Genomic DNA, 22,448 nt, shown 5'->3' with positions numbered 1-22,448 from the left:
TAATCGAGTAGGAGGAAAATAATTATTTTATTTTCCGTCCTCTCACACCACCGTGCGTACCGTTCGGTACACGGCGGTTCAATAGAATTACCTAAATCTTAAATAACTCTCGGTTAACGTTATAAACCCTTGTTCTTTTAGGTAGTTATTAGATAATGTTGTATTTAAAACAGGGCTGTTGGAAATTCTCCAATAGCCTTTTCTTGTATTTGCATATTCCCATGCTTTAAAGTTATCCATCCCTAATTTGACTAAATTGTCATGCTTAGTTTTGATTTTCTTCCATCGTTTCCAATAGCACAGGCGTAGCCTTCGTCTTAGCCATTTATCCATTTCCCTTAAAGTACCATTTAAATCTGCTAGCTTAAAATAATTAATCCAACCAGTTATTGTTTGTTTTAATTTTAATGCTCGATATTCCATGCTCATCGCATTACTTCTTGCAGTAATTTTCTTAAGCTTAGCTTTCAATTTTTCAATTGATTTATTATGTACTCTTATTCCCATTCCATTTTTCTTATTATAGAATGAAAAACCTAAATACTTTAACTTCCATGGTCTGTCGACCTTGCTTTTTTCTTTATTCACTTTGAGTTTTAAATCTTTCTCTATGAATTTTGTGATACTTTCCATTACTCTTTCCGCTGCTTTCTTTGATTTTACATATATATTACAGTCATCAGCGTATCTACAAAAGTTTAGTTCTCGCTTTTCTAATTCTGTATCAAGCTCATTTAACATGATATTGCTAAGTAATGGTGATAAATTTCCACCTTGAGGTACACCTTTTTCGGTAAAATTTATTACTCCATTTATCATTACACCTGCTTGTAGATATCTTCTTATTAAAGATATTACCCTAATATCTTTAATTTCTTTATAAACTAAACCTATTAGCTTATCATGATTTACAGTATCAAAGTATTTCTCTAGGTCTATATCTACAGCCCATTTATATCCATTATCCATATACTCTTTACATTTTAGAATTGCTTGATGAGCACTTTTGTTAGGTCTAAATCCATAACTATTATCTGAAAACTTTTCTTCAAATATTGGACTTAAAACTTGAGCAATTGCTTGTTGTATAACTCGGTCAACTGCCGTTGGGATTCCTAGTGGACGTTTCTTACCATCTTGTTTGGGTATTTCTACACGTCTAACTGGGTTAGGTTTATAATTACCTTCCAATATAGATTGCTTAAGGCTATCGCCATTTTCTTTCAGATATTGTAGAAGTTCATCTACTTTCATACCATCAATTCCATGACTTCCTTTATTAGCTTTAACCCTCTTAAAGGCTTGATTTAGATTATTTCTATCTATAATCTTTTCAAGCAATCCATTAGCATATTTAATTTCGGCGTTCTGTTTCTTATCTAACGTCAATGAAATGCTAGGCGCTCTTACATATTCTTCGAGTTCCACTCTATCTTTCCGTAAATAACCTTCTATATGAAGTTGTCTGCTTTCATCACATTTCTTTGTGTTTTTCAAAGTTTCAAAACCTCCTATCGTTCAGTCCTTCCACCCGCTTTCGCGATTAGCGAGGGTACTATGACTTCTGCTGACTTCTTAGATTTCAGCTATGTATCACTACATAGGTTATTGCTTCAAAGTTCATTTCCACAATGTATATCTAAGACCTCCCCAGGTAAGAACGTAATCTTTCTCTCCATCTATCTGCCACATTTACATCACCTATTTTCGAGTAGTTATCGGGCTTCGATTTGTGTTGCAATCTTACCCATAGTCTGTTCGTCAGACCAGAGATTTGCCGCCAACTTCCTTCAGATTCCACCTCACGGTGGACACCCTTGTCTTAAGCTATACACTTACCACTACTAGGTCGTGTTAGGGACTTTCACCCTTAAGATTACGCCCATGCTGGGCGCACAACAATAAAAAATGCATATGCCAAAGGCATATGCACTTAATATGTATTCCAAAGTAAAAACTTGAAAAATACGTTTTTGAAATATTATCTTTTTGAGAACTGAGAAGCTCTTCTTGCTTTTTTAAGACCGTATTTCTTTCTTTCTTTCATTCTTGGGTCTCTTGTTAAGAAACCAGCTTTTTTAAGTTCTGGTCTTAAGTTTTCGTCAGCTTTTAATAAGGCTCTAGATATTCCATGTCTTATTGCTCCTGCTTGACCAGTGTATCCACCACCGTGAACGTTAACTAAAACGTCGAATTTTTCTTTAGTTCCAGTTAATACTAATGGTTGATTAACTATAACTCTTAAAGTTTCTAATCCAAAGAAATTTTCTATTTCTCTGTTATTTATTACAACTCTACCTTCTCCAGGTACAAGTCTTACTCTAGCAACTGATTGTTTTCTTCTTCCTGTTCCGAAATATTGAACTTTTGCCATTTTAAATCCTCCTTCCAAACTCTATCTAATTATTTTCTTACTAACTCTAAAACTTCTGGGTTTTGAGCGTGATTATTGTGTTCTGTTCCTCTGTATACTGTTAATTTTTTAAGCATTTTTCTTCCTAAAATTCCGCTTGGAAGCATTCTTCTTACTGCTTCTTCAAATACGAATTCTGGTTTTTTAGCTAATGCTTCTCTGTATGGAGTCTCTTTTAATCCACCTGGATATAGAGAGTGATGTCTTAACATTTTTTGATCTAATTTTTTTCCTGTTAAAACAATTTTCTCTGCATTAATAACTACAACGTAATCTCCTGTGTCTACGTGTGGAGTAAATTCTGGTTTGTTTTTTCCTCTTAATACTGAAGCTATTTGGCTAGCAGCTCTTCCTAAAGGCATTCCTGCCACGTCTACTACATACCATTTTTTTTGAACTTCATTTGGTTTTGCTAAGTATGATTTCATTTCTTTTTCCCTCCCTGAATTTTTAACAATCTTAATTCTATGCTAAAGACCCGGGGCTAGTGGATCTTATACACAATTTTTTATTATAACAAACAAAAATATTATAATACAATTTGCCACGCGTGTCAATTATTTAAAAAATTATTACATTACTAAAATTGTAGTAAATATGCCTATTTTAGTAATTCTAATAATATACTTCTTCTAAACACAGCCCTTGAGGTGGCATAGATTTTCCGGCATTAGTTCTTTCCTTTGAATCTATTATATTTTTGATGCTTTCTGGATTAATTTTTCCTATACCCACATCAATAAGGGTACCTACTATTATTCTTACCATATTATATAAAAAACCATCAGCACTTACAAATATTTTTACATAGTTTCCTGTTTTCTCTACATAAAGCTCACTTATAGTCCTCACAGAGGTTTTAACTGAACTTCCTTTGTTTTTAAATGCTGAAAAGTCATGAGTACCTATAAAGTATTTACAAGCTTCATTCATTTTTCCTATATCTAAATTGTATTTACATTGGCATACATAATTTCTATCTATTGTTGCCTTCATAGGTCTTTCAAGTATAGTATAACTATACTTCTTTCCCCTGCAACTGTATCTAGAATGAAATTCTTCTGGCACTTCTTCAGATTTTAAGACAGCAATATCATCTGGTAATTTTACATTTAGTGCATCTTTAAACTTTTCACTAGGTATAGAACTGTTTGTAACAAAATTGCATATATATCCTCTAGAATGCACTCCACTATCTGTCCTACTACACCCAGTTATCTCTATTGCTTCTTTTGTTAAATTAGAAATTACACTCTCTACAGTACCTTGTAATGTAACCTTAGTCTTTTGTTTTTGCCATCCGAAATAGTTTGTTCCATCATATTCTAGTGTTAACTTTATATTTCTCATATTAAATTCCTTTAAAAATAAAATCTTGTTCCAAATATCAATATCGTAAATATAGCAAAGTTCACAAATGCTATAGTATCTTTTTTAGTCATTTTTAATACTTTCATTCTAGTTCTACCATCTCCACCTCTATAGCATCTTGCTTCCATTGCCATAGCTAGGTCTTCCGCTCTTCTAAATGAACTTATAAATAATGGTACTAATAATGGCACTAAACTTTTAGCCCTGTTTATAAGATTTCCGCTTTCAAAATCAGCACCTCTTGCCATCTGAGCCTTCATTATCTTATCAGTCTCATCCATAAGCGTAGGTATAAATCTAAGTGCTATAGTCATCATCATAGCCAATTCATGAGCTGGTACTCCTATTTTCTTAAATGGATTAAGTAGTCTCTCTATTCCATCCGTTAATTCTATAGGGGATGTTGTTAATGTTAATAACGATGTACCTGCTATTAAAAATGTAAGCCTTATTATCATAAAAGCAGCAAGCACCAATCCTTCTTTATATATTTTCAAAAATCCTAATTGATAAACTAATGTTTCTCCCTTTGTGAAAAATATATTGAATACTGCTGTTATTAACATCAATATAAATATGGGTTTCAATCCCTTATATATATATCTAAATGGTACCTTTGATACATATATGCATAACATTAAAAATAAAAAGACTACAACATATCCTTGCACATTAGTTGCTAAAAATAAAACTATTATAAATAATAATGATATTAATATTTTTGTTCTTGGATCAAGCTTGTGTATAAATGATTCACCAATAATATATTGGCCTATTGTAATATCCTTGATCATATAAACTCCTCCAAAATAGAAACCTATAAATAAATTAAATACTTTAAGATTTTAAAACTCTAAGTATTTCTTCCGTAGCTTCCTTTAAGGTAAATATATCTTCTGATATGTCCAATCCTTTTTTTCTAAGTTCTTTTACTAAATAAGTAACTTGTGGTACTGCTAGGCCTACTCTCTCTAACGTTTCAACATCTTTAAATATTACTTTAGGTGTTCCATCTAAAATGCATTTTCCACCTTCCATAACTAATATTCTATCTGCTACCTTAGCTACATCTTCCATGCTATGTGAAACTAGGATTATAGTCATATTATATTCTCTATGTAATAGTTCTATTTTTCCTAATATTTCATCTCTTCCCTTTGGATCAAGTCCCGCAGTAGGTTCATCTAAGATTAACACCTTAGGCTCCATTGCAACAACACCTGCTATTGCAACTCTTCTTTTTTGACCTCCGCTTAACTCAAAAGGAGACTTATCTTTATATAGCTCATAATCTAATCCTACTATATTCATAGCTCTTTTCACTCTATCTGAAACTTCCGATTCTGATAAACCTAAATTTTTAGGTCCAAAAGCTATATCTTTTTCAATTGTCTCTTCAAACAATTGATACTCTGCATATTGAAATACTAGGCCTACTCTTTTTCTTATTTCAGTAAGCTTTATATTTTTTGAAGTAATATCTATGTCGTCTACTATTATTTTTCCTGAAGACGGTTTTAAGAGTCCATTAATATGCTGAATTAAAGTTGATTTTCCTGATCCTGTATGCCCTATTAAAGCTAAAAACTCACCATCATTTATCTCTAATGAAACATTATCTAATGCTTTTTTTTCAAAAGGTGATTTTGCCATATATATATGTGTTAAATTTTCTATTTTAATTGACATAATTCATTCACCATCTCATCTATAGTTAATATTCCTCTATTTAAGCTTATTCCACTTTTACTAAGTTCATAAGCAAGTTCTGTCATCTGAGGTACGTCAAGTCCTAAGCTTTTCATAGTGTCAACTTCTTTGAATACTTCCTTTGGAGTCCCTTCAATAATTACTTTTCCTGAATCCATAACATAAATTTTGTCTGCATCAACTGCTTCTTCCATATAATGAGTAATAAGCACTACAGTTATACCAGACTCCTTATTTAACTCTTTAATAGTCTTTATGACTTCTTTTCTTCCTGAAGGATCTAACATAGCAGTTGGCTCATCTAAGACTATACACTCAGGTCTCATAGCAAGTATGCCTGCTATTGCAACTCTTTGTTTCTGTCCTCCTGATAGTAAATGTGGACCATGCTGTTTATATTCATACATATTAACCCTTTTTAAAGATTCATCAACTCTTCTTCTTATTTCTGCTGAATCTACTCCTAAATTTTCTGGTCCAAAAGCAACATCTTCTTCTACTATTGTAGCAACAATTTGGTTGTCTGGATTTTGAAAAACCATCCCAGCTTTTTTTCTTACTTCCCAAAGATTTTCTTCTTTTGAGGTATCCAATCCACCTACAAAAATTTTACCTTTACTTGGTAGTAATAATCCATTTATATGCTTTGCAAAAGTAGATTTACCAGATCCATTATGGCCTAAAACAACTACAAAATCACCTTTGTTTATAGTTATATTAACACCATCTAGTGCAATTTTTTCTTTACCATCTTCATTTGATTCATATTTAAAGAATAAATTTTCACTTATAATTTCAACTTTTGTATCGTTTTTAACACCTTGAGGGGCATTTTTGGTAAGTTCCATATTTCATCCCTCCATAGCTGGAAAATTTATATTTTTATAATAAAATGGGGACTAAGCTAGGCATACTTAATCCCCTGGAATATATTATACTAATTCTAATATAACAACTTCTGCTCCGTCGCCTCTTCTTGGACCTACTTTCATTATTCTAGTATATCCACCATTTCTCTCAGCGTATTTTGGAGCTATGTTATCGAATAAATTCTTAACAACTTCCTCTTCTGTAACGAATGCAAGAACCTGTCTTCTAGCATGTAAATCTCCTCTTTTAGCAAGAGTTATCATTTTTTCAGCTAGTCTCTTAGTTTCTTTAGCTCTAGTTTCTGTAGTTTCTATTTTTCCGTGCTTTAAGAAGCTAGTAACAAGATTTCTAAGCATTGCCATTCTTTGATCAGTTGGACGTCCTAACTTACGTTGTTGTGCCATCGCTATCCCTCCTTACTCTTCGTTTGGTTTAAATGATAATCCTAAGGCTTCTAGTTTTTGTTCAACCTCTTCAAGAGATTTCTTTCCTAGGTTTCTAACCTTCATCATATCATCCATTGATCTTTCTGTTAATTCTTGAACAGTATTTATACCAGCTCTTTTTAAGCAGTTAAAGCTTCTAACAGATAAATCAAGTTCCTCTATCGTCATTTCTAATACTTTTTCTTTCTTATCTTCTTCTTTTTCAACCATTATTTCAACATTATCAGCATGATCTGTTAATGTCATAAATAGTTTAAAGTGTTCTATAAGAATTTTTGCTGATAAACCAATTGCTTCATCAGGTCTAATTGTTCCATTAGTCCATATTTCAATTGTTAATTTATCATAATCTGTTATTTGGCCTACTCTTGTATTTTCAACAGTAAAGTTAACTCTTTTAACTGGAGTATAAATTGAATCTACAGGTATAGTAGCTATTGGTTTGTCTTCAGTTTTATTTTTGTTCTGAGAAACATAACCTCTACCTCTGCTAACGTTAAGTTCCATAAATAACTTACCATCATCATCTAGTGTTGCTATATGATGATCTTTATTTATAACTTCAACGTCTCCATCAGTTTTTATATCTGCTCCTGTAACCTCTCCAGGTCCAACAGCATCTATATATACAGTTTTAGCTCCTTCACCATTCATCTTTAATGCTAATCCTTTTATGTTAAGAATTAACTCAGATACATCTTCTTTAACTCCATTTATAGTTGAAAATTCATGAAGTACACCGTCTATTTTTATTGAATTTGCAGCAACTCCAGGTAATGAAGAAAGAAGTATTCTTCTTAAAGCATTACCTAAAGTTATTCCATAACCTCTCTCTAATGGTTCAATGACAAATTTTCCATATGTACCATTTTCAGTGGTTTCTACACATTCTATTTTTGGCTTTTCTATTTCTAACATATATATAACCCTCCTTCTTTATTAAATGGGCGTTCTATTTTGAGGGCAACTGATTTTATATTATTGACTATTTGCTGTATAACTCAACTATTAATGTTTCATTTACTGGAACATCTATATCTTCTCTAGTTGGTAAAGATACAACTTTAGCAGCAAAAGCTTCTTGATCAGCCTCTAACCATTTTGGTAAAGTTTTTGGGTTTTCATTGAAAACTTTAAACTTCTCAGTAGCTTTGCTCTTATCACATACTGTGATTACGTCATTTATTTTAACGCTATAAGATGCGATGTCAACTTTCTTTCCGTTTATTAGGAAATGTCCGTGAGTAACTAATTGTCTAGCTTCTGCTCTAGAAGCACCGTATCCTAATCTGTATATTACATTGTCAAGTCTTATTTCAAGAAGTCTTAATAAGTTTTCACCTGTTATACCTCTTTGTTTTTCAGCCTTGTCATAGTATTTTCTAAATTGTTTTTCAAGAACTCCGTAGATTCTTCTTGCTTTTTGTTTTTCTCTTAATTGTAATCCATAGTTAGAAATCTTTTTTCTTCCTTGACCGTGTTGTCCTGGTGCGTAACTTCTTCTAGCGAATGCGCATTTCTCAGTAAAACATCTGTCACCTTTTAGATTAAGCTTTAAACCTTCTCTTCTGCAAAGTTTGCAAGTAGCTTCAGTATATCTAGCCATTTTTACACCTCCTATTACTAAACTCTTCTTCTTTTTGGTGGTCTACATCCATTATGTGGAATTGGAGTTACATCTTTTATTAAAGTAACTTCTAATCCAGCAGCTTGTAGAGATCTTATAGCAGCTTCTCTTCCTGCTCCTGGTCCTTTAACGTAAACTTCTACACTTTTTAATCCATGTTCCATTGCTGCTTTAGCTGCAGTTTCTGCTGCCATTTGAGCTGCAAATGGTGTGCTTTTTCTTGATCCTCTAAATCCTAATCCACCAGCACTTGCCCATGACAATGCGTTTCCAGCTGCATCAGTAAGTGTAACGATGGAATTGTTGAAAGTAGATTTGATATGTGCTGCACCATGCTCAACATTTTTTCTTTCTTTTCTTCTTCTACTTCTTTTAACTTTTTGAGCCATTTTATTCCCTCCTTACTATTTCTTCTTTCCTGCCATTGTCTTTTTAGGACCTTTTCTAGTTCTAGCATTAGTCTTAGTTTTTTGTCCTCTTACAGGAAGTCCTCTTCTATGTCTGATTCCTCTGTAACAACCGATTTCCATTAATCTTTTTATGTCAAGAGCAACTGTTCTTCTTAGGTCACCTTCAACTAATATGTTTTTATTTATATATTCTCTTAAAGCATTAACTTCATCTTCAGTTAAATCTTTAACTCTTGTATTTGGGTTTACTTTTGTAGCTTCAAGTATTTCATGTGATTTTGGTAGTCCTATACCAAATATATAAGTTAGACCTATCTCAACTCTTTTTTCTCTTGGTAGGTCAATACCTGCTATTCTTGCCATCTACGATCTACACCTCCTAAGTATTTATATAATACATAAGGCTATTAGCCTTGTTTTTGTTTATGTTTAGGATTTTCACAGATAACCATTACTCTTCCTTTTCTTTTTATAACTTTACATTTTTCACATATAGGTTTAACTGACGGTCTTACTTTCATAGCTAACCCTCCTTATTACTTATCTCTCCAAGTTATTCTCCCACGAGTCAAATCATATGGAGAAAGCTCTACTGTAACTTTATCGCCTGGTAATATCCTGATAAAATTCATTCTTAATTTACCTGATATATGTGCCATTATTTTATGTCCGCTTTCAAGTTCTACTTGAAACATAGCATTTGGTAGTGCTTCTAAAACAACACCTTGCATTTCAATTATATCATCTTTTGACATAAGGTAATCATACCTCCTCAACTTGCAAAAACTTTCTAATCATAGAATTGCTTACCTTTTTATTGTTAGTAATTAACTCTTTGATATCCTGTGCTATTATGTCTGTAAAAATTAAATGTTTAATTTTCTTCTTCTTTGGTTTTTCTATTCTTCTTAAATCACCATCTGAAATATAGACATAATCTTCATTTAGTATTCCTACTATTATAAAATATCTATTACGGTCTCTACCTGATTTCGAATGTACTACCTTACCTAAAAGGCTATTATCATCCAATCTTTTCACCTCATTAGCTTAAAGTTAGTATTTCAGGACCACTATTTAATACTGCTAAAGTATTTTCATAGTGTGCAGATAGTGTACCATCACTAGTAACAACTGTCCATCCGTCCGAATTTACTTTTACATTACATTTACCAATGTTTATCATAGGTTCAATTGCTAGAACCATCCCATGTTTTAGCTTAGGACCTCTACCAGCAGTGCCGTAATTAGGAACTTGTGGATCTTCATGCATTGATCTTCCAATTCCATGTCCTACAAAATCCCTAACCACAGAATATCCAAAGCTTTCGGCATGTTTTTGAACAGCTGCTGAAATATCAGTTAATCTGTTTTCAACCACTGCATTTTCCATACCCTTAAAGAAACATTCTTTTGTAACTTTAATTAACTGCTCTGCTTCTTTAGATATATTCCCTACTGGAAAAGTTCTAGCTGCATCACCATGAAATCCATTAAGAATTGCTCCACAATCTACACTAATAATGTCACCATCTTCTAGAATCCTATTTTTAGGAATTCCATGTATAACTTCATTATTAACTGATGCGCAGATTGAAGCCGGAAAACCGCCATATCCTTTAAAGGATGGCTTGGCGCCCTGTTTTAGTATGAACTCTTCAGCTAATTTATCTATTTCTGCAGTTGTTATGCCTGGCTTTATCACCGACTCAATTTTAGCAAGTGTGTCAGCAACTACTTTACCTGCATTTCTCATATATTCAATTTCCATATCACTTTTAATTATTATCACTATTTATCGCTCCTAAGACACCACAAATGTCCTTAAAAACATCATCAATAGATTGAGTTCCGTCTACTGTAGATAGTAATCCTTGATTCTTATAGTATTCTATAAGTGGTTGGGTTTGTGTCTCATATACATCTAAACGATCTTTTACTGTAGATTCAGTATCATCCGCTCTTTGTATTACAACACTGCCACAAATGTCGCATTTTCCTTCAACCTTAGTTGGATTAAATCTAACATGGTAACTTGCTCCACAATCTGGGCAAACTCTTCTACCAGTCATCCTATCTATAATAAATTCTTTTTGAACGTCTATTAATAAAGCTGTATCAAGTTTTTCTCCTTTTTCATTTAAGAAATTTTTCAGAGCTTCAGCTTGACTTACAGTTCTTGGATAGCCATCAAGTAAGAATCCATTTTTACAGTCTTCATGCTCTAATCTATCTTGTACTATATCTATGGTTAACTTGTCAGGTACTAATTGTCCCTTATCAATATAACTCTTAGCTTCGATTCCTAGCGGAGTCTTTTCAGAAATGTTCTTTCTAAAAATATCTCCTGTTGATATGTGCGGTATGGAGTATTTATTACTAATTGATTTAGCTTGTGTTCCTTTTCCGGCTCCCGGAGGACCTAATAAGATGATTTTCACTAGCATCAACTCCAAAATTTTTATTATTTAAGGAACCCTTGGTAATGTCTCATAACTAGTTGTGATTCTAATTGTTTCATAGTATCTAACGCTACTCCTACAATAATCAATAAACTAGTACCTCCAAAAGCAATTCCTTTAAAATTACTATAAGCTTCTACAACTATAGGGAATATCGCAATAATAGATGCAAATACACCACCCATTATAGAAACTTTTGTTAAAACACTTTCTAAGAAAACTTCAGTTGGTTTTCCTGGTCTTATACCTGGTACAAAGCCTGATGATTTATGCATATTCTCAGCCATTTCATCTGGTTTAAATGTAACTATTGTATAGAACCATGAGAAGAATAGTATTAAAACAAGGTAAGTAATTATATATTTTAAAGAACCACTTTTAAATATACTCCAAGGACTTTCCATTATAAACTTTGCAAACGCTGATGTTGGCCAAATTTTTGCTATTGTTTCAGGGAATTGCATCACTGACATAGCAAATATTATCGCCATAACGCCTGCTGAATTTAAGCTGAAAGGAATATGTGTTGATTGTCCTTTAAACACTTTATTTCCTACAGCTTTTCCTGCATATTGTACAGGAACTCTTCTTTCTGCTAAGTTAATTATAATAACTGCCAGTAATAAAACTAAAGCTACTAATACAAATATTATAACCTCTACTAAACTAACTTCGCCTGCTTGACGTAATCCAGCGACTTTGTAAATAGTTGTTGGTATTGTTGAAATGATGTTTACAAATATTATAACCGATACACCACTACCAATACCATAAACTTGAATTTGTTCTCCTAGCCAAACTAACAAGCTTGATCCAGCTGTCATTGTTAAAACTATAATAAATAGTTCCATGTATCCAGTACTCTTCAATGTTCCATTTATTAACATGTACATCGCTATTCCTTGAAATACGGCAAATACAACTGCTGCTAATCTTGTGTAATTTTGAATTTTTTGTCTTCCTTCTTGGCCTTCTTTCGAAAGTTGCTCCAAGGTCGGAACTGCTATTGTAAGTAGTTGAATTACGATTGATGCGTTTATGTAAGGCGTAACACCCATAGCAAATATACTAAATTTACTTAAAGCACCACCGGACAACATGTCATAAAAGGTGAATAGTGTTCCTGAACTACTTAAGCTAGCTAATTTACTAGCATCCACTCCAGGAACTGGAATAAATATTCCTAATCTAAATATCACCACTATGAACAAGGTAAATAGCATTCTTTTTCTAAGCTCTGGAACTTTCCAAGCATTTCGTAGGGTTGATAACATCTATATCACCTCAACTTTTCCTCCAGCGGCTTCTATTTTTTCAACAGCACCTTTAGATATTTTTTGAGCTTTTACAGTTAAGCTTTTCTCTAAATTACCGTTTCCTAATATTTTAACACCATCATAAAGTTTTTTAACGATTCCTTTTTCCATTAACACTTCTGGTGTTACTTCTGTACCATTTTCAAATATGTTTAGTCTTTCAACATTTATGCAAGCATATTCTTTTGCAAATATGTTTGTGAATCCTCTTTTTGGTAATCTTCTGTATAAAGGCATTTGTCCGCCCTCAAATCCAGGTCTTACTCCACCGCCTGATCTTGAGTTTTGTCCGTTTTGTCCCTTACCAGCTGTTTTACCTAATCCTGAACCAGTACCTCTTCCAACTCTTTTAGCTGCTTTTTTAGCACCTGCTGCAGGTCTTAACTCATGAAGTTTCATAGTCTACACCTCCTTATTATTAAGCTTCTTCAACTTTTAGTAGGTAATTAACTTTATTTACCATACCTTTGATTTGAGGAGTTTCCTCGTGCTCTACAGTTTTGCCGATTTTCTTTAATCCTAATGCATTAACTGTAGCTATATGATCTTTTTTTCTGCCTATTAAGCTTTTTGTTAAAGTTATTTTAATTTTAGCCAAGGTATTTCCCCTCCTATCCTAAAATTTCCTCAACAGTTTTGCCTCTTAACTTCGCAACTTGTTCTGCTGTTCTTAAGTTAGCTAATCCGTTGATAGTAGCATTTACCATGTTTCTTGGGTTGTTAGATCCTAAAGATTTAGCTCTAACGTCTTTTAATCCTGCAAGCTCAAGTACTGCTCTTGCTGGACCCCCAGCAATAACTCCTGTACCTTCTGCAGCTGGCATTATGTGCACTTTTCCAGTACCGAATTTTCCATCTATAGTATGAGGAACAGTAGTTCCATCTAATTCAACTTTTACAAGGTTCTTTTTAGCGTCTTCAATACCTTTTCTGATAGCTTCTGGTATTTCTATTGATTTACCAGTTCCAACGCCAACGTGTCCGTTTTCATCTCCAACAACTACTAAAGCGCTGAATCTGAAGTTTCTTCCACCTTTAACAACCTTAGCAACTCTATTTATATCAACAACTTTTTCTTTAAGATCTAGTGTGCTAGGATCTATTTTCATGAATTTCCCTCCTTTTTTTTAGATTAGAATTTAAGACCTGCTTCTCTTGCGCCTTCTGCAAGCATTTGTATTCTTCCGTGATATACGAATCCACCTCTGTCGAATACAACTTCTTCAATTCCTTTTTCTAAAGCTTTCTTAGCTACTAATTCTCCAACAACTTTTGCAGCATCTTTATTGCTTCCAGCTTTTAAAGTAAAATCTTTCTCTAAGCTTGAAGCTGAAACTAAAGTTTTGCCAGTTACGTCATCGATTATTTGAGCGTATATGTTCTTTGAACTTCTGTAAACAGCTAATCTTGGTCTTTCAGTTGTTCCAGATATTTTTTTACGAACTCTTAAGTGACGAGCTTCTCTTGATAGCTTTCTGTCAACTTTCTTGAACATTGCATTCACTCCTTCCTAATTATTATTTACCAGTCTTACCTTCTTTACGTCTGATAACTTCATTAGTATATTTAATTCCTTTTCCTTTGTAAGGTTCAGGTTTTCTCCAAGATCTTATGTCAGCAGCAACAGCTCCAACTAATTCTTTATTAATACCTTTAACGTTTATAGTATTAGCATCTGGAGTTTCAAATGTTATTCCTTCAACTGCATCTATTTCAACTGGATGTGAGAATCCAAGGTTTAATACTAATTTATTTCCTTTTACTGTAGCTCTGTAACCTACTCCAACTAATTGAAGAGTTTTAGTATAACCATTAGCTACTCCTATTACCATGTTATTTATTAACGCTCTTGTTAATCCGTGAAGAGCTCTGTGTTGTTTTACATCACTTGGTCTTGTAATAACTATTGAATTTTCCTCTATAGCTATATTCATATCTTTACACATTGCTTTAGTTAACTCGCCTTTTGGGCCTTTAGCTGTAACAACGTTCTCTGGTGATACTGTAACTGTTACACCATTTGGTATAGCTATTGGAAGTCTTCCTATTCTTGACATAATTGCACCTCCTGTTCTTAAACTACCAGATATAGCAGATTACTTCTCCACCTAATCCTAAATTTCTAGCTTCTTTATCAGTTACTATTCCTTTTGATGTAGATATTACTGCTACACCTAATCCATTTAATACTTTTGGAATATCCTCATGTCCAGTATACACTCTTAAACCAGGTTTAGATATTCTTTTTAGTCCTGTTATTACTCTTTCTTTGTTTTGACCATATTTCATTGTAAGTCTTAACATTTTTACAGAACCGTCTTGGTACTCTTCTATATTTTTAAGATATCCTTCTTGAAGCATTATATTTGCAATCGCCTTCTTGATGTTTGAAGAAGGAACCTCTAATATTTCATGTCTAACAACATTTGCATTTCTTATACGTGTTAGCAAATCTGCGATAGGGTCAGTCATAACCATTTATTGTGCCTCCTTTCATATAATGAATTATATTACCAACTTGCCTTCTTACATCCAGGAATTTGTCCCTTGTATGCAAGTTCTCTGAAACAGATACGGCAAATACCGAATTTCTTTAATACAGAATGTGGTCTTCCACAAAGTCTGCATCTTGTGTAAGCTCTAGTTGAATACTTCGGCTCTTTTTTCCATTTTTCTATTAAAGCTTTACGTGCCACGTTATTCCCTCCTTATTATTGAGCAAATGGCATTCCAAGGAATCTTAATAATTCTCTTGCTTCCTCGTCTGTCTTTGCAGTAGTAACGAATATTATATCCATACCTCTAACTTTATCAATTTTATCATATTCTACTTCAGGGAATATTAATTGTTCTTTTATTCCTAATGCATAGTTACCTCTTCCATCAAAAGATTTTGAAGGAACTCCTCTGAAGTCTCTAACTCTAGGTAAAGTAACATTAATTAATTTATCTGCAAATTCGTACATTTTTTCTCTTCTTAATGTAACTTTGCAACCTATTGGCATGTTCTCTCTTATTTTAAAGTTAGCTACAGACTTTTTAGCTTTAGTCAAAATTGCTTTTTGGCCAGTTATTAGCTCCATATCAGCAACAGCTGATTCTAAAACTTTAGAGTTGTCTTTCGCTTCTCCAATTCCCATGTTTAATACTATTTTTTCAAGTTTTGGTACTTCCATGATGTTTTTATATCCGAATTTCTCCATCATAGCTTGAACTACTTCTTTATTATATCTTTCTTGTAGTCTTGCAACCATTAGTTATACCTCCTTTCACGAATTAAAATGTTTCTCCGCACTTTTTGCACACTCTAACTTTTGTGCCATCCTCTAATATTTTATTGCTTATTCTAGTAACAGATTTACATTTGTTGCAATATAACATAACTTTAGAGCTGTTTATAGCTCCTTCTCTGTGAACTATTCCGCCTTGCATATTTTCTCTGCTTGGCTTTTGATGTTTAGTCACAACGTTAACGTCTTTTACTACAACTTTTCCTGTTTTAGGATAAACCGCTAAAACTTCGCCGATTTTTTCCTTATCTTTACCAGACATAACCATTACAGTATCTTTTTTTCTAACGTGTACTTTCATTATAGCTACCTCCTTATAGAACTTCAGGTGCTAATGATAATATTTTGTTGAATTCTTTATCTCTTAGCTCCCTAGCAACAGGTCCGAAGATACGAGTTCCTTTTGGATTTTTATCTTCTTTTATTATAACAGCTGCATTTTCATCAAATTTAATATATGAACCGTCTGCTCTTCTTAGACCTTTTACAGATCTAACAATAACCGCTTTAATAACTTCACCTTTTTTAACAACTCCACCTGGTGTTGCACTTTTAACGCTAGCAACGATTATATCTCCGATGTTTCCCCATTTTCTTTTAGAACCACCTAATACTCTTATACACATTATTTCTTTAGCACCAGAGTTATCTGCTACTTTTAATAATGTTTGTTGTTGTATCATTAAAAATACCTCCTTTCAGTTAACTATTTAGCTCTTTCTGTAATTTCAACAAGTCTCCATCTTTTATCTTTTGATAATGGTCTTGTTTCCATTATTGAAACTCTATCATTAATTCTTGCATCATTATTTTCATCATGAACTTTAAATTTAGTAGTTGTGTTAACTGTTTTTCCGTATAATGGATGTCTTACCTTTGTCTCAACTGCAACAACGATTGTCTTATCCATCTTATCAGAAACAACTTTTCCTATTCTTGTTTTTCTAATTCCTCTTTCCACAAGATAAACCTCCTTTCAGTATAACTATATTACTGTTCAAAAGCCCTTAATTCTTCTTCTCTAAGGATGGTTTTAATTTGGGCTATAGATTTTTTAACCTTTTTTATTCTCATTGGGTTCTCTAACTGTCCTGTAGCTAACTGAAATCTTAGGTTAAATAATTCTGCTTTTAAATCATTTAATTTAACTTGTAAATCTTGAGGAGTACTTTGTCTCAACTCTTTTAATTCATTAGCCTTCATTGTTTTCACCACCCATTTCCTCAAAATCTTTTCTTGTTACAAACTTAGTTTTAACTGGAAGTTTGTGTGATGCTAATCTCATTGCTTCTCTAGCAGCTTCTTCTGAAACTCCAGATATTTCAAATAACACTCTGCCTGGTTTAACTACTGCTACCCAGTATTCTGGTGAACCTTTACCAGATCCCATACGTGTTTCAGCTGGTTTCTCAGTAACTGGTTTGTCAGGGAAGATTTTTATCCAAACCTTTCCTCCTCTTCTTACGTATCTATTGATAGCTATTCTGGCAGACTCGATTTGGTTACTTGTTATCCAACCGCACTCAGTTGCTTGTAAAGCATAATCTCCGTAAGCGATAAAGTTACCTCTTGTAGCTTTACCTTTCATTCTACCACGTTGCACCTTACGATGTTTAACTCTTTTAGGCATTAACATGTCATATTCCTCCTTCCTGAACGTTATTAAGCGTTAACTTCTTCCTTCTCTACTTTCTTTGTTGGAAGAACTTCTCCTCTATATACCCAAACTTTAACTCCAATTTTTCCGTAGATTGTATCTGCTTCAGCAAATCCATAATCTATGTCAGCTCTTAAAGTTTGTAGTGGAATTGTACCTTCATGATATTGCTCTGTTCTAGCTATATCTGCTCCACCAAGTCTTCCTGAACAAGATGTTTTAACACCTTTAACGCCTGTTTTCATAGCTCTTTGAATTGTTTGTTTCATAGCTCTTCTAAAAGATATTCTCTTTTCTAGTTGAGCTGCTATATTTTCAGCCATTAATTGAGAATTGTTATCTGGTCTTTTAACTTCAACTATATTTATTAATAAAGTATTTGTTGAAACTATATTTTTTAAATCTTTCTTTAATTTCTCTATACCTTGACCGCCTTTTCCTATAACCATTCCTGGTTTAGCAGTATGTATATTTAATTTAACTCTTTTTGCTGCTCTTTCAATCTCTATTTTAGCGATTCCAGCACTAAAAAGTTTTTGCTTAAGATATTCTCTTATTGCATTGTCTTCAACTAAGTTATCTGCGAACTTTGTTCCTTCAGCGTACCACTTAGCATCCCAATCTTTAATTACACCAACTCTTAGGCCGTGTGGATGTACTTTTTGTCCCACTATATATCCCTCCTTCTTACTCTCTTTCTTTAACTACTAGAGTTATATGGCTAGTTTTCTTGTTTATTCTGAAAGCTCTACCTTGAGCGTGTGGTCTGAATCTCTTTAATGTTGGACCTTGACCAGTGTGAGCATTAGCAACATATAATCTACTTCTATCTAAACTTAAGTTATTTTCTGCATTAGCAACTGCTGATTTTAAAACTTTGTTTATTACTTCAGCTGCATCTTTTGGAGTATATTGTAATATAGCAAAAGCTTCGTTTACATCTTTTCCTCTTATTAAATCAAGAACTATACCAATTTTCATTGGAGACATTCTTACATATTTAGCTATAGCTTTAGCTTCCATTGATGTGTCCTCCTTTCCAAAACTATCTTACTTTGCTTGATTTTGATTTATCAATGTGACCTTTGAAAGTTCTTGTTAAAGCGAATTCTCCTAATTTATGTCCTACCATATCTTCCTGAACATATACTGGAACATGCTTTCTTCCGTCATGAACTGCAATAGTGTGACCTATCATTTGTGGGAAGATTGTTGAACTTCTTGACCAAGTTTTTACAACTTTCTTTTCCCCATTTTGGTTCATTTCTTCAATTTTCTTTAACAGTGACTCTTTTATAAAAGGTCCTTTTTTAATTGATCTGCCCATTTATAAAGTCCTCCCTTCATATGAGTAGTTTAGAAGAGAATATTCTATTCTCTTCCTATTACTTGCTATTTCTTCTCTTAACAATAAACTTATCAGAGTATTTTTTAGTTTTTCTTGTTTTATATCCAAGAGCTGGTTTACCCCATGGTGTCATTGGACTTGCGTGTCCGACAGGTGCTTTACCTTCTCCACCTCCGTGAGGGTGGTCATTAGGGTTCATTACAGAACCTCTAACTGTAGGTCTTATGCCCATGTGTCTCTTTCTTCCAGCTTTACCTATTTTAACTATTTCATGTGTTAAGTTAGAAACAGTTCCTATAGTTGCTCTACAGTTGATTCTTACATATCTAACTTCTCCACTTGGTAGTCTTACTTGAGCATATTCTCCTTCTTTAGCCATTAATTGCGCTGAAGAACCTGCTGATCTAACAAGTTGAGCTCCTTTTCCTGGTTGTAATTCTACATTGTGAATTACTGTACCTACTGGGATGTTAGCTATTGGTAATGTATTACCTGGTTTTATATCTGCTTCTGGACCTGATACTATCACATCTCCAACTTTTAAACCAACTGGAGCAATTATGTATCTCTTATCTCCATCTGCATATACAACTAATGCAATGTAAGCTGATCTATTTGGATCATACTCAACTGTTGCAACCTTTGCAGTAATGTTGTCTTTATTTCTTTTAAAGTCAATTATTCTATATTTTTGTTTCGCTCCACCACCGTGGTGACGAACAGTTATTTTACCTTGTGCGTTTCTACCACCAGTTTTTTTCTTACTTACAAGAAGAGATTTCTCTGGCACATTTGTAGTTATTTCTTCAAATGTAGCCATTGTCATATTTCTTCTTGAAGGAGTGGTAGGTCTAAATTTTTTAACTGCCATTAGGTTTCCCTCCTTCTTTATCGCTTATCTGGCATCATGCCAATAAATGCTTCTAATTACATTCCTTCAAAAAATTCTATAGTTTTACTATCTTCAGTTAATGTTATTACTGCTTTTTTGAAGTCAGCTCTTTTACCAACATGTACTCCAACTCTCTTAATTTTTCCTAAGTTTCTCATTGTAGCAACATTTTCAACTTTAACTCCAGCAAAAACATCTTCTATAGCTTTTTTGATTTGGAATTTGTTTGCGTGTATGTCAACGATGAAAGTGTATTTTCTGTCAGCCATTGCTGCCATACTTTTTTCAGTTATAACAGGTTTTCTTATTATATCATGGCTAGTCATTTTCATTATGCATACACCTCCTCAATCTTAGATACAGCTTCTTTAGTTACCATGAACTTTTCGTATTTTAATATATCATATACGTTTAAGTTGTTTACTGGTAAAACTGCTACTCCTGGTATGTTTCTAGCTGATTTATAAACATTTTCGTTTGATTCAGCTACAACAATTAAAGTTTTTTTAGCTTCAAAAGCATTTAAAACGTTAATCATTTCTTTAGTTTTTGGTGCTTCAAACTCTAAGCTTTCTATTACTATCATTTCATTTTCAGCAACTTTTGAAGTTAAAGCTGATTTCATAGCTGTTCTTCTCATGCTTTTTGGAATAGAAACTCTGTAGTCTCTTGGTTTTGGTGCAAATACTATACCACCATGTATCCATTGTGGAGCTCTTATAGAACCTTGTCTTGCTCTACCAGTTCCTTTTTGTCTCCAAGGTTTTATTCCTCCGCCTCTAACTTCTGCTCTAGTTTTAGCGCTTTGAGTTCCTTGTCTTTTATTAGCTAATTGAGCTAATACAACTTGGTGCATACTTTCTTTGCTTATTTCAGCTCCGAATATGCTCTCGTTTAATTGGATATCTCCAACTTCTTTTCCTTCTTTATTAAAAACTTTTATTGTAGGCATTCTGCATCCTCCTTTCCTTAAGCTTTAACAGCGTCTCTTATTACTACAAGACCTTTGTTTGGTCCTGGTATTCCACCTTTTATAAGGATTATGTTTTTCTCAGGTATTACTCTTACTATTTCTAAGTTTAATACTGTAGTATTAACATTTCCCATATGTCCAGGCATTTTTTTGTTTTTGAAAGTTCTTGAAGGGTCTGATGATGCTCCCATAGAACCTACTGCTCTGTGGAATTTAGATCCGTGACTCATTGGTCCTCTGTGGAAGTTCCATCTTTTAATTACGCCTTGGAATCCCTTACCTTTAGATATTCCAGAAACATCAATTTTGTCTCCAGCTGCAAATGTATCAGCTTTTATTTCAGCTCCAACTTCTATGTTGCTCATATCTTCTAGTCTGAACTCTTTTATATGTCTTTTAACAGCAACTCCAGCCTTTTCGAATTGTCCTTTTGTTGGCTTGTTAACTAATTTTTCTCTTATATCTCCGAAAGCAACTTTAACTGCCTCATATCCGTCAGTTTCAACTGTTTTCTTTTGAATTACTACGCATGGACCAGCTTCTACAACTGTTACTGGAACTACTTTTTTATTTTCATCAAATATTTGAGTCATTCCTAATTTTTTACCCATTATAGCTTTTTTCATTATTAATACACCTCCTACTTATTAGCGGACCACCTTAGTGATCATAATAGTTAGTAATAGCAATCTATTACCCGTACCTATGGAAGTTACCATATATGTACGCCTATATTATAGTTTTATTTCTATATCTACGCCTGCTGGTAAATCTAATCTCATTAAGGCATCAACAGTTTTTGGTGATGGACTTAATATGTCGATTAATCTCTTGTGAGTTCTTATTTCGAACTGCTCTCTAGAGTCTTTATATTTGTGAACTGCTCTTAAAACTGTTATAATATCTTTTTCTGTTGGTAGAGGTACTGGACCTGCTACTTTTGCTCCAGTTGATTTTGCAGTTTCAACTATTTTTTCAGCAGATTGATCTAATATTGTATGATCAAACGCCTTAAGTCTAATTCTTATTTTTTGTTTTGACATTATATTCCCTCCTTTTCATCGCACGCTGGTACTTCTTACGTGCAACAGCGGATGTTCTGTAAACTGTTCCAGGTGTTTCATTATACAATTCAACGCAGAACAACAGACCCCGTCGCCTAATTCAAGATTAGGCATGCTCGGTTAAGAATTCCCCGGAAGTCCGGCAACCTCTTACTTCAACGCTGTTACCACTTTGCAACTTCTACATTATATCGCATTTCATGTTCTTTGACAAGTATTTTTTTAATTTTATTTTTTACTAATAAAAAAAAATTTTTTTACTTTTTTAACTATTTTAAATATTTTTTTATTAACTTGCTTTTTTCTTTTTATATTTCATAATTATATTAATTAAGGAGAAGGGCGTCCCCTTCTCCTTAAAACCTAGGTATTTTTATTTTGTGCACATTTTAGTAAAATTTACTATTAAGTCTATCTTCATAATCAATTATTATTGATTAATTAGTTTCATTTATTATTACTTAACTATTGAAGTAACAACTCCTGATCCTACAGTTCTTCCACCTTCTCTGATCGCGAATCTTAATCCCTCATCCATTGCTACTTGAGTTATTAATTCAACGTTCATGTCGATGTGATCTCCTGGCATTACCATTTCC

40 protein-coding genes are annotated in these 22,448 nt (G+C 33.3%); all 40 read right to left on the bottom strand.

Annotated elements, in window-relative coordinates:
• Positions 1-87: 87 nt before the first annotated feature.
• The gene (gene ltrA, locus ACYUE0_RS16420) at positions 88-1,497 is read right to left on the bottom strand and encodes a group II intron reverse transcriptase/maturase (RefSeq protein ID WP_460271627.1); all 1,410 of its coding nucleotides are present in this window, start codon (positions 1,495-1,497) and stop codon (positions 88-90) included.
• 484 nt (positions 1,498-1,981) lie between these two features.
• Entirely contained in the window at positions 1,982-2,374 is a 393-nt protein-coding gene (gene rpsI, locus ACYUE0_RS16415) for a 30S ribosomal protein S9 (RefSeq protein ID WP_010295164.1), read from the bottom strand.
• Positions 2,375-2,403: 29 nt separating this feature from the next.
• Entirely contained in the window at positions 2,404-2,841 is a 438-nt protein-coding gene (rplM, locus tag ACYUE0_RS16410) for a 50S ribosomal protein L13 (protein WP_010295165.1), read from the bottom strand.
• Positions 2,842-3,028: 187 nt separating this feature from the next.
• Positions 3,029-3,763, bottom strand: a complete 735-nt coding sequence (truA, locus tag ACYUE0_RS16405; protein ID WP_199870879.1) for a tRNA pseudouridine(38-40) synthase TruA — start codon at positions 3,761-3,763, stop codon at positions 3,029-3,031.
• An 11-nt stretch (positions 3,764-3,774) separates the two neighbouring features.
• Positions 3,775-4,578, bottom strand: a complete 804-nt coding sequence (locus ACYUE0_RS16400; RefSeq protein ID WP_061995613.1) for an energy-coupling factor transporter transmembrane component T family protein — start codon at positions 4,576-4,578, stop codon at positions 3,775-3,777.
• A gap of 43 nt (positions 4,579-4,621) precedes the next feature.
• A complete protein-coding gene (locus ACYUE0_RS16395) occupies positions 4,622-5,473 on the bottom strand; it encodes an energy-coupling factor transporter ATPase (RefSeq protein ID WP_460271623.1) in 852 nt (283 codons plus the stop codon).
• A complete protein-coding gene (locus ACYUE0_RS16390; RefSeq protein WP_061995611.1) occupies positions 5,458-6,342 on the bottom strand; it encodes an energy-coupling factor transporter ATPase in 885 nt (294 codons plus the stop codon). The genes ACYUE0_RS16395 and ACYUE0_RS16390 overlap by 16 nt, the downstream gene beginning before the upstream one ends.
• Before the next feature lie 84 nt (positions 6,343-6,426).
• Entirely contained in the window at positions 6,427-6,768 is a 342-nt protein-coding gene (gene rplQ / locus ACYUE0_RS16385; protein ID WP_010295172.1) for a 50S ribosomal protein L17, read from the bottom strand.
• A 12-nt stretch (positions 6,769-6,780) separates the two neighbouring features.
• Positions 6,781-7,728 carry a DNA-directed RNA polymerase subunit alpha gene (locus ACYUE0_RS16380; RefSeq protein WP_061995610.1) on the bottom strand — a complete coding sequence of 316 codons (948 nt, stop codon included), beginning with the start codon at positions 7,726-7,728 and terminating at the stop codon, positions 6,781-6,783.
• A 67-nt stretch (positions 7,729-7,795) separates the two neighbouring features.
• Positions 7,796-8,416, bottom strand: a complete 621-nt coding sequence (rpsD, locus tag ACYUE0_RS16375) for a 30S ribosomal protein S4 (RefSeq protein ID WP_010295177.1) — start codon at positions 8,414-8,416, stop codon at positions 7,796-7,798.
• A gap of 17 nt (positions 8,417-8,433) precedes the next feature.
• The gene (gene rpsK / locus ACYUE0_RS16370; RefSeq protein WP_010295178.1) at positions 8,434-8,826 is read right to left on the bottom strand and encodes a 30S ribosomal protein S11; all 393 of its coding nucleotides are present in this window, start codon (positions 8,824-8,826) and stop codon (positions 8,434-8,436) included.
• A gap of 15 nt (positions 8,827-8,841) precedes the next feature.
• The gene (gene rpsM, locus ACYUE0_RS16365) at positions 8,842-9,210 is read right to left on the bottom strand and encodes a 30S ribosomal protein S13 (protein ID WP_061995609.1); all 369 of its coding nucleotides are present in this window, start codon (positions 9,208-9,210) and stop codon (positions 8,842-8,844) included.
• Positions 9,211-9,254: 44 nt separating this feature from the next.
• Entirely contained in the window at positions 9,255-9,368 is a 114-nt protein-coding gene (gene rpmJ, locus ACYUE0_RS16360; protein ID WP_003373491.1) for a 50S ribosomal protein L36, read from the bottom strand.
• 15 nt (positions 9,369-9,383) lie between these two features.
• Positions 9,384-9,602, bottom strand: coding sequence for a translation initiation factor IF-1 (gene infA / locus ACYUE0_RS16355; protein ID WP_010295286.1), 219 nt, complete (start codon positions 9,600-9,602; stop codon positions 9,384-9,386).
• Positions 9,603-9,609: 7 nt separating this feature from the next.
• Positions 9,610-9,879, bottom strand: coding sequence for a KOW domain-containing RNA-binding protein (locus ACYUE0_RS16350; protein ID WP_061995608.1), 270 nt, complete (start codon positions 9,877-9,879; stop codon positions 9,610-9,612).
• A 13-nt stretch (positions 9,880-9,892) separates the two neighbouring features.
• Positions 9,893-10,639: a type I methionyl aminopeptidase gene (gene map / locus ACYUE0_RS16345; RefSeq protein WP_061995607.1), complete on the bottom strand. Its 747-nt coding sequence runs from the start codon at positions 10,637-10,639 to the stop codon at positions 9,893-9,895.
• Positions 10,626-11,288, bottom strand: coding sequence for an adenylate kinase (locus ACYUE0_RS16340; RefSeq protein ID WP_061995606.1), 663 nt, complete (start codon positions 11,286-11,288; stop codon positions 10,626-10,628). Before ACYUE0_RS16340 ends, map begins: the two co-directional genes overlap by 14 nt.
• A gap of 23 nt (positions 11,289-11,311) precedes the next feature.
• Positions 11,312-12,583 carry a preprotein translocase subunit SecY gene (gene secY / locus ACYUE0_RS16335; RefSeq protein ID WP_061995605.1) on the bottom strand — a complete coding sequence of 424 codons (1,272 nt, stop codon included), beginning with the start codon at positions 12,581-12,583 and terminating at the stop codon, positions 11,312-11,314.
• Positions 12,584-13,024 (bottom strand): 50S ribosomal protein L15, encoded by a 441-nt coding sequence (gene rplO, locus ACYUE0_RS16330; RefSeq protein WP_199870877.1) that lies wholly within the window; start codon positions 13,022-13,024, stop codon positions 12,584-12,586.
• Between the two features lie 19 nt (positions 13,025-13,043).
• A complete protein-coding gene (rpmD, locus tag ACYUE0_RS16325) occupies positions 13,044-13,223 on the bottom strand; it encodes a 50S ribosomal protein L30 (protein WP_061995603.1) in 180 nt (59 codons plus the stop codon).
• A gap of 13 nt (positions 13,224-13,236) precedes the next feature.
• Positions 13,237-13,734, bottom strand: coding sequence for a 30S ribosomal protein S5 (gene rpsE, locus ACYUE0_RS16320; RefSeq protein ID WP_061995602.1), 498 nt, complete (start codon positions 13,732-13,734; stop codon positions 13,237-13,239).
• Between the two features lie 23 nt (positions 13,735-13,757).
• Positions 13,758-14,120, bottom strand: coding sequence for a 50S ribosomal protein L18 (gene rplR / locus ACYUE0_RS16315; protein WP_061995601.1), 363 nt, complete (start codon positions 14,118-14,120; stop codon positions 13,758-13,760).
• 22 nt (positions 14,121-14,142) lie between these two features.
• Entirely contained in the window at positions 14,143-14,682 is a 540-nt protein-coding gene (gene rplF, locus ACYUE0_RS16310) for a 50S ribosomal protein L6 (protein ID WP_061995600.1), read from the bottom strand.
• 22 nt (positions 14,683-14,704) lie between these two features.
• Positions 14,705-15,103, bottom strand: a complete 399-nt coding sequence (rpsH, locus tag ACYUE0_RS16305) for a 30S ribosomal protein S8 (RefSeq protein ID WP_010295309.1) — start codon at positions 15,101-15,103, stop codon at positions 14,705-14,707.
• 32 nt (positions 15,104-15,135) lie between these two features.
• Entirely contained in the window at positions 15,136-15,321 is a 186-nt protein-coding gene (locus tag ACYUE0_RS16300) for a type Z 30S ribosomal protein S14 (RefSeq protein WP_010295312.1), read from the bottom strand.
• 15 nt (positions 15,322-15,336) lie between these two features.
• Positions 15,337-15,879: a 50S ribosomal protein L5 gene (gene rplE, locus ACYUE0_RS16295; protein WP_061995599.1), complete on the bottom strand. Its 543-nt coding sequence runs from the start codon at positions 15,877-15,879 to the stop codon at positions 15,337-15,339.
• A gap of 22 nt (positions 15,880-15,901) precedes the next feature.
• A complete protein-coding gene (gene rplX / locus ACYUE0_RS16290) occupies positions 15,902-16,219 on the bottom strand; it encodes a 50S ribosomal protein L24 (protein ID WP_157450882.1) in 318 nt (105 codons plus the stop codon).
• A gap of 10 nt (positions 16,220-16,229) precedes the next feature.
• Positions 16,230-16,598: a 50S ribosomal protein L14 gene (rplN, locus tag ACYUE0_RS16285; protein ID WP_061995597.1), complete on the bottom strand. Its 369-nt coding sequence runs from the start codon at positions 16,596-16,598 to the stop codon at positions 16,230-16,232.
• 23 nt (positions 16,599-16,621) lie between these two features.
• Positions 16,622-16,876: a 30S ribosomal protein S17 gene (gene rpsQ, locus ACYUE0_RS16280; RefSeq protein ID WP_010295321.1), complete on the bottom strand. Its 255-nt coding sequence runs from the start codon at positions 16,874-16,876 to the stop codon at positions 16,622-16,624.
• A 29-nt stretch (positions 16,877-16,905) separates the two neighbouring features.
• On the bottom strand, positions 16,906-17,118 hold the full coding sequence (gene rpmC / locus ACYUE0_RS16275) for a 50S ribosomal protein L29 (RefSeq protein ID WP_010295324.1): 213 nt from the start codon (positions 17,116-17,118) through the stop codon (positions 16,906-16,908).
• Complete coding sequence (gene rplP / locus ACYUE0_RS16270; protein ID WP_010295326.1) at positions 17,108-17,551, bottom strand: 50S ribosomal protein L16; 444 nt, start codon at positions 17,549-17,551, stop codon at positions 17,108-17,110. The genes rpmC and rplP overlap by 11 nt, the downstream gene beginning before the upstream one ends.
• A gap of 26 nt (positions 17,552-17,577) precedes the next feature.
• A complete protein-coding gene (rpsC, locus tag ACYUE0_RS16265) occupies positions 17,578-18,243 on the bottom strand; it encodes a 30S ribosomal protein S3 (RefSeq protein ID WP_199870876.1) in 666 nt (221 codons plus the stop codon).
• 16 nt (positions 18,244-18,259) lie between these two features.
• Positions 18,260-18,595, bottom strand: coding sequence for a 50S ribosomal protein L22 (rplV, locus tag ACYUE0_RS16260; RefSeq protein WP_061995595.1), 336 nt, complete (start codon positions 18,593-18,595; stop codon positions 18,260-18,262).
• Positions 18,596-18,617: 22 nt separating this feature from the next.
• Positions 18,618-18,899, bottom strand: coding sequence for a 30S ribosomal protein S19 (gene rpsS / locus ACYUE0_RS16255; protein WP_061995594.1), 282 nt, complete (start codon positions 18,897-18,899; stop codon positions 18,618-18,620).
• 58 nt (positions 18,900-18,957) lie between these two features.
• Positions 18,958-19,791 carry a 50S ribosomal protein L2 gene (rplB, locus tag ACYUE0_RS16250; protein ID WP_460271609.1) on the bottom strand — a complete coding sequence of 278 codons (834 nt, stop codon included), beginning with the start codon at positions 19,789-19,791 and terminating at the stop codon, positions 18,958-18,960.
• Between the two features lie 56 nt (positions 19,792-19,847).
• Positions 19,848-20,144, bottom strand: a complete 297-nt coding sequence (gene rplW, locus ACYUE0_RS16245) for a 50S ribosomal protein L23 (protein WP_061995592.1) — start codon at positions 20,142-20,144, stop codon at positions 19,848-19,850.
• Positions 20,144-20,764 carry a 50S ribosomal protein L4 gene (gene rplD / locus ACYUE0_RS16240; protein ID WP_010295341.1) on the bottom strand — a complete coding sequence of 207 codons (621 nt, stop codon included), beginning with the start codon at positions 20,762-20,764 and terminating at the stop codon, positions 20,144-20,146. Before rplD ends, rplW begins: the two co-directional genes overlap by 1 nt.
• 17 nt (positions 20,765-20,781) lie before the next feature.
• A complete protein-coding gene (rplC, locus tag ACYUE0_RS16235) occupies positions 20,782-21,411 on the bottom strand; it encodes a 50S ribosomal protein L3 (RefSeq protein WP_061995590.1) in 630 nt (209 codons plus the stop codon).
• Positions 21,412-21,519: 108 nt separating this feature from the next.
• Positions 21,520-21,828 carry a 30S ribosomal protein S10 gene (rpsJ, locus tag ACYUE0_RS16230; protein ID WP_061995589.1) on the bottom strand — a complete coding sequence of 103 codons (309 nt, stop codon included), beginning with the start codon at positions 21,826-21,828 and terminating at the stop codon, positions 21,520-21,522.
• A gap of 478 nt (positions 21,829-22,306) precedes the next feature.
• The coding region (locus tag ACYUE0_RS16225) for an EF-Tu C-terminal domain-related protein (RefSeq protein ID WP_460271629.1) at positions 22,307-22,448 on the bottom strand (142 nt) is incomplete at its 5' end.

It is taken from the genome of Clostridium sp. CTA-19 (genome assembly GCF_054767855.1).
Note: the sequence above shows the minus strand (reverse complement) of the source record. Positions and strands in the feature narration are given on the sequence as shown.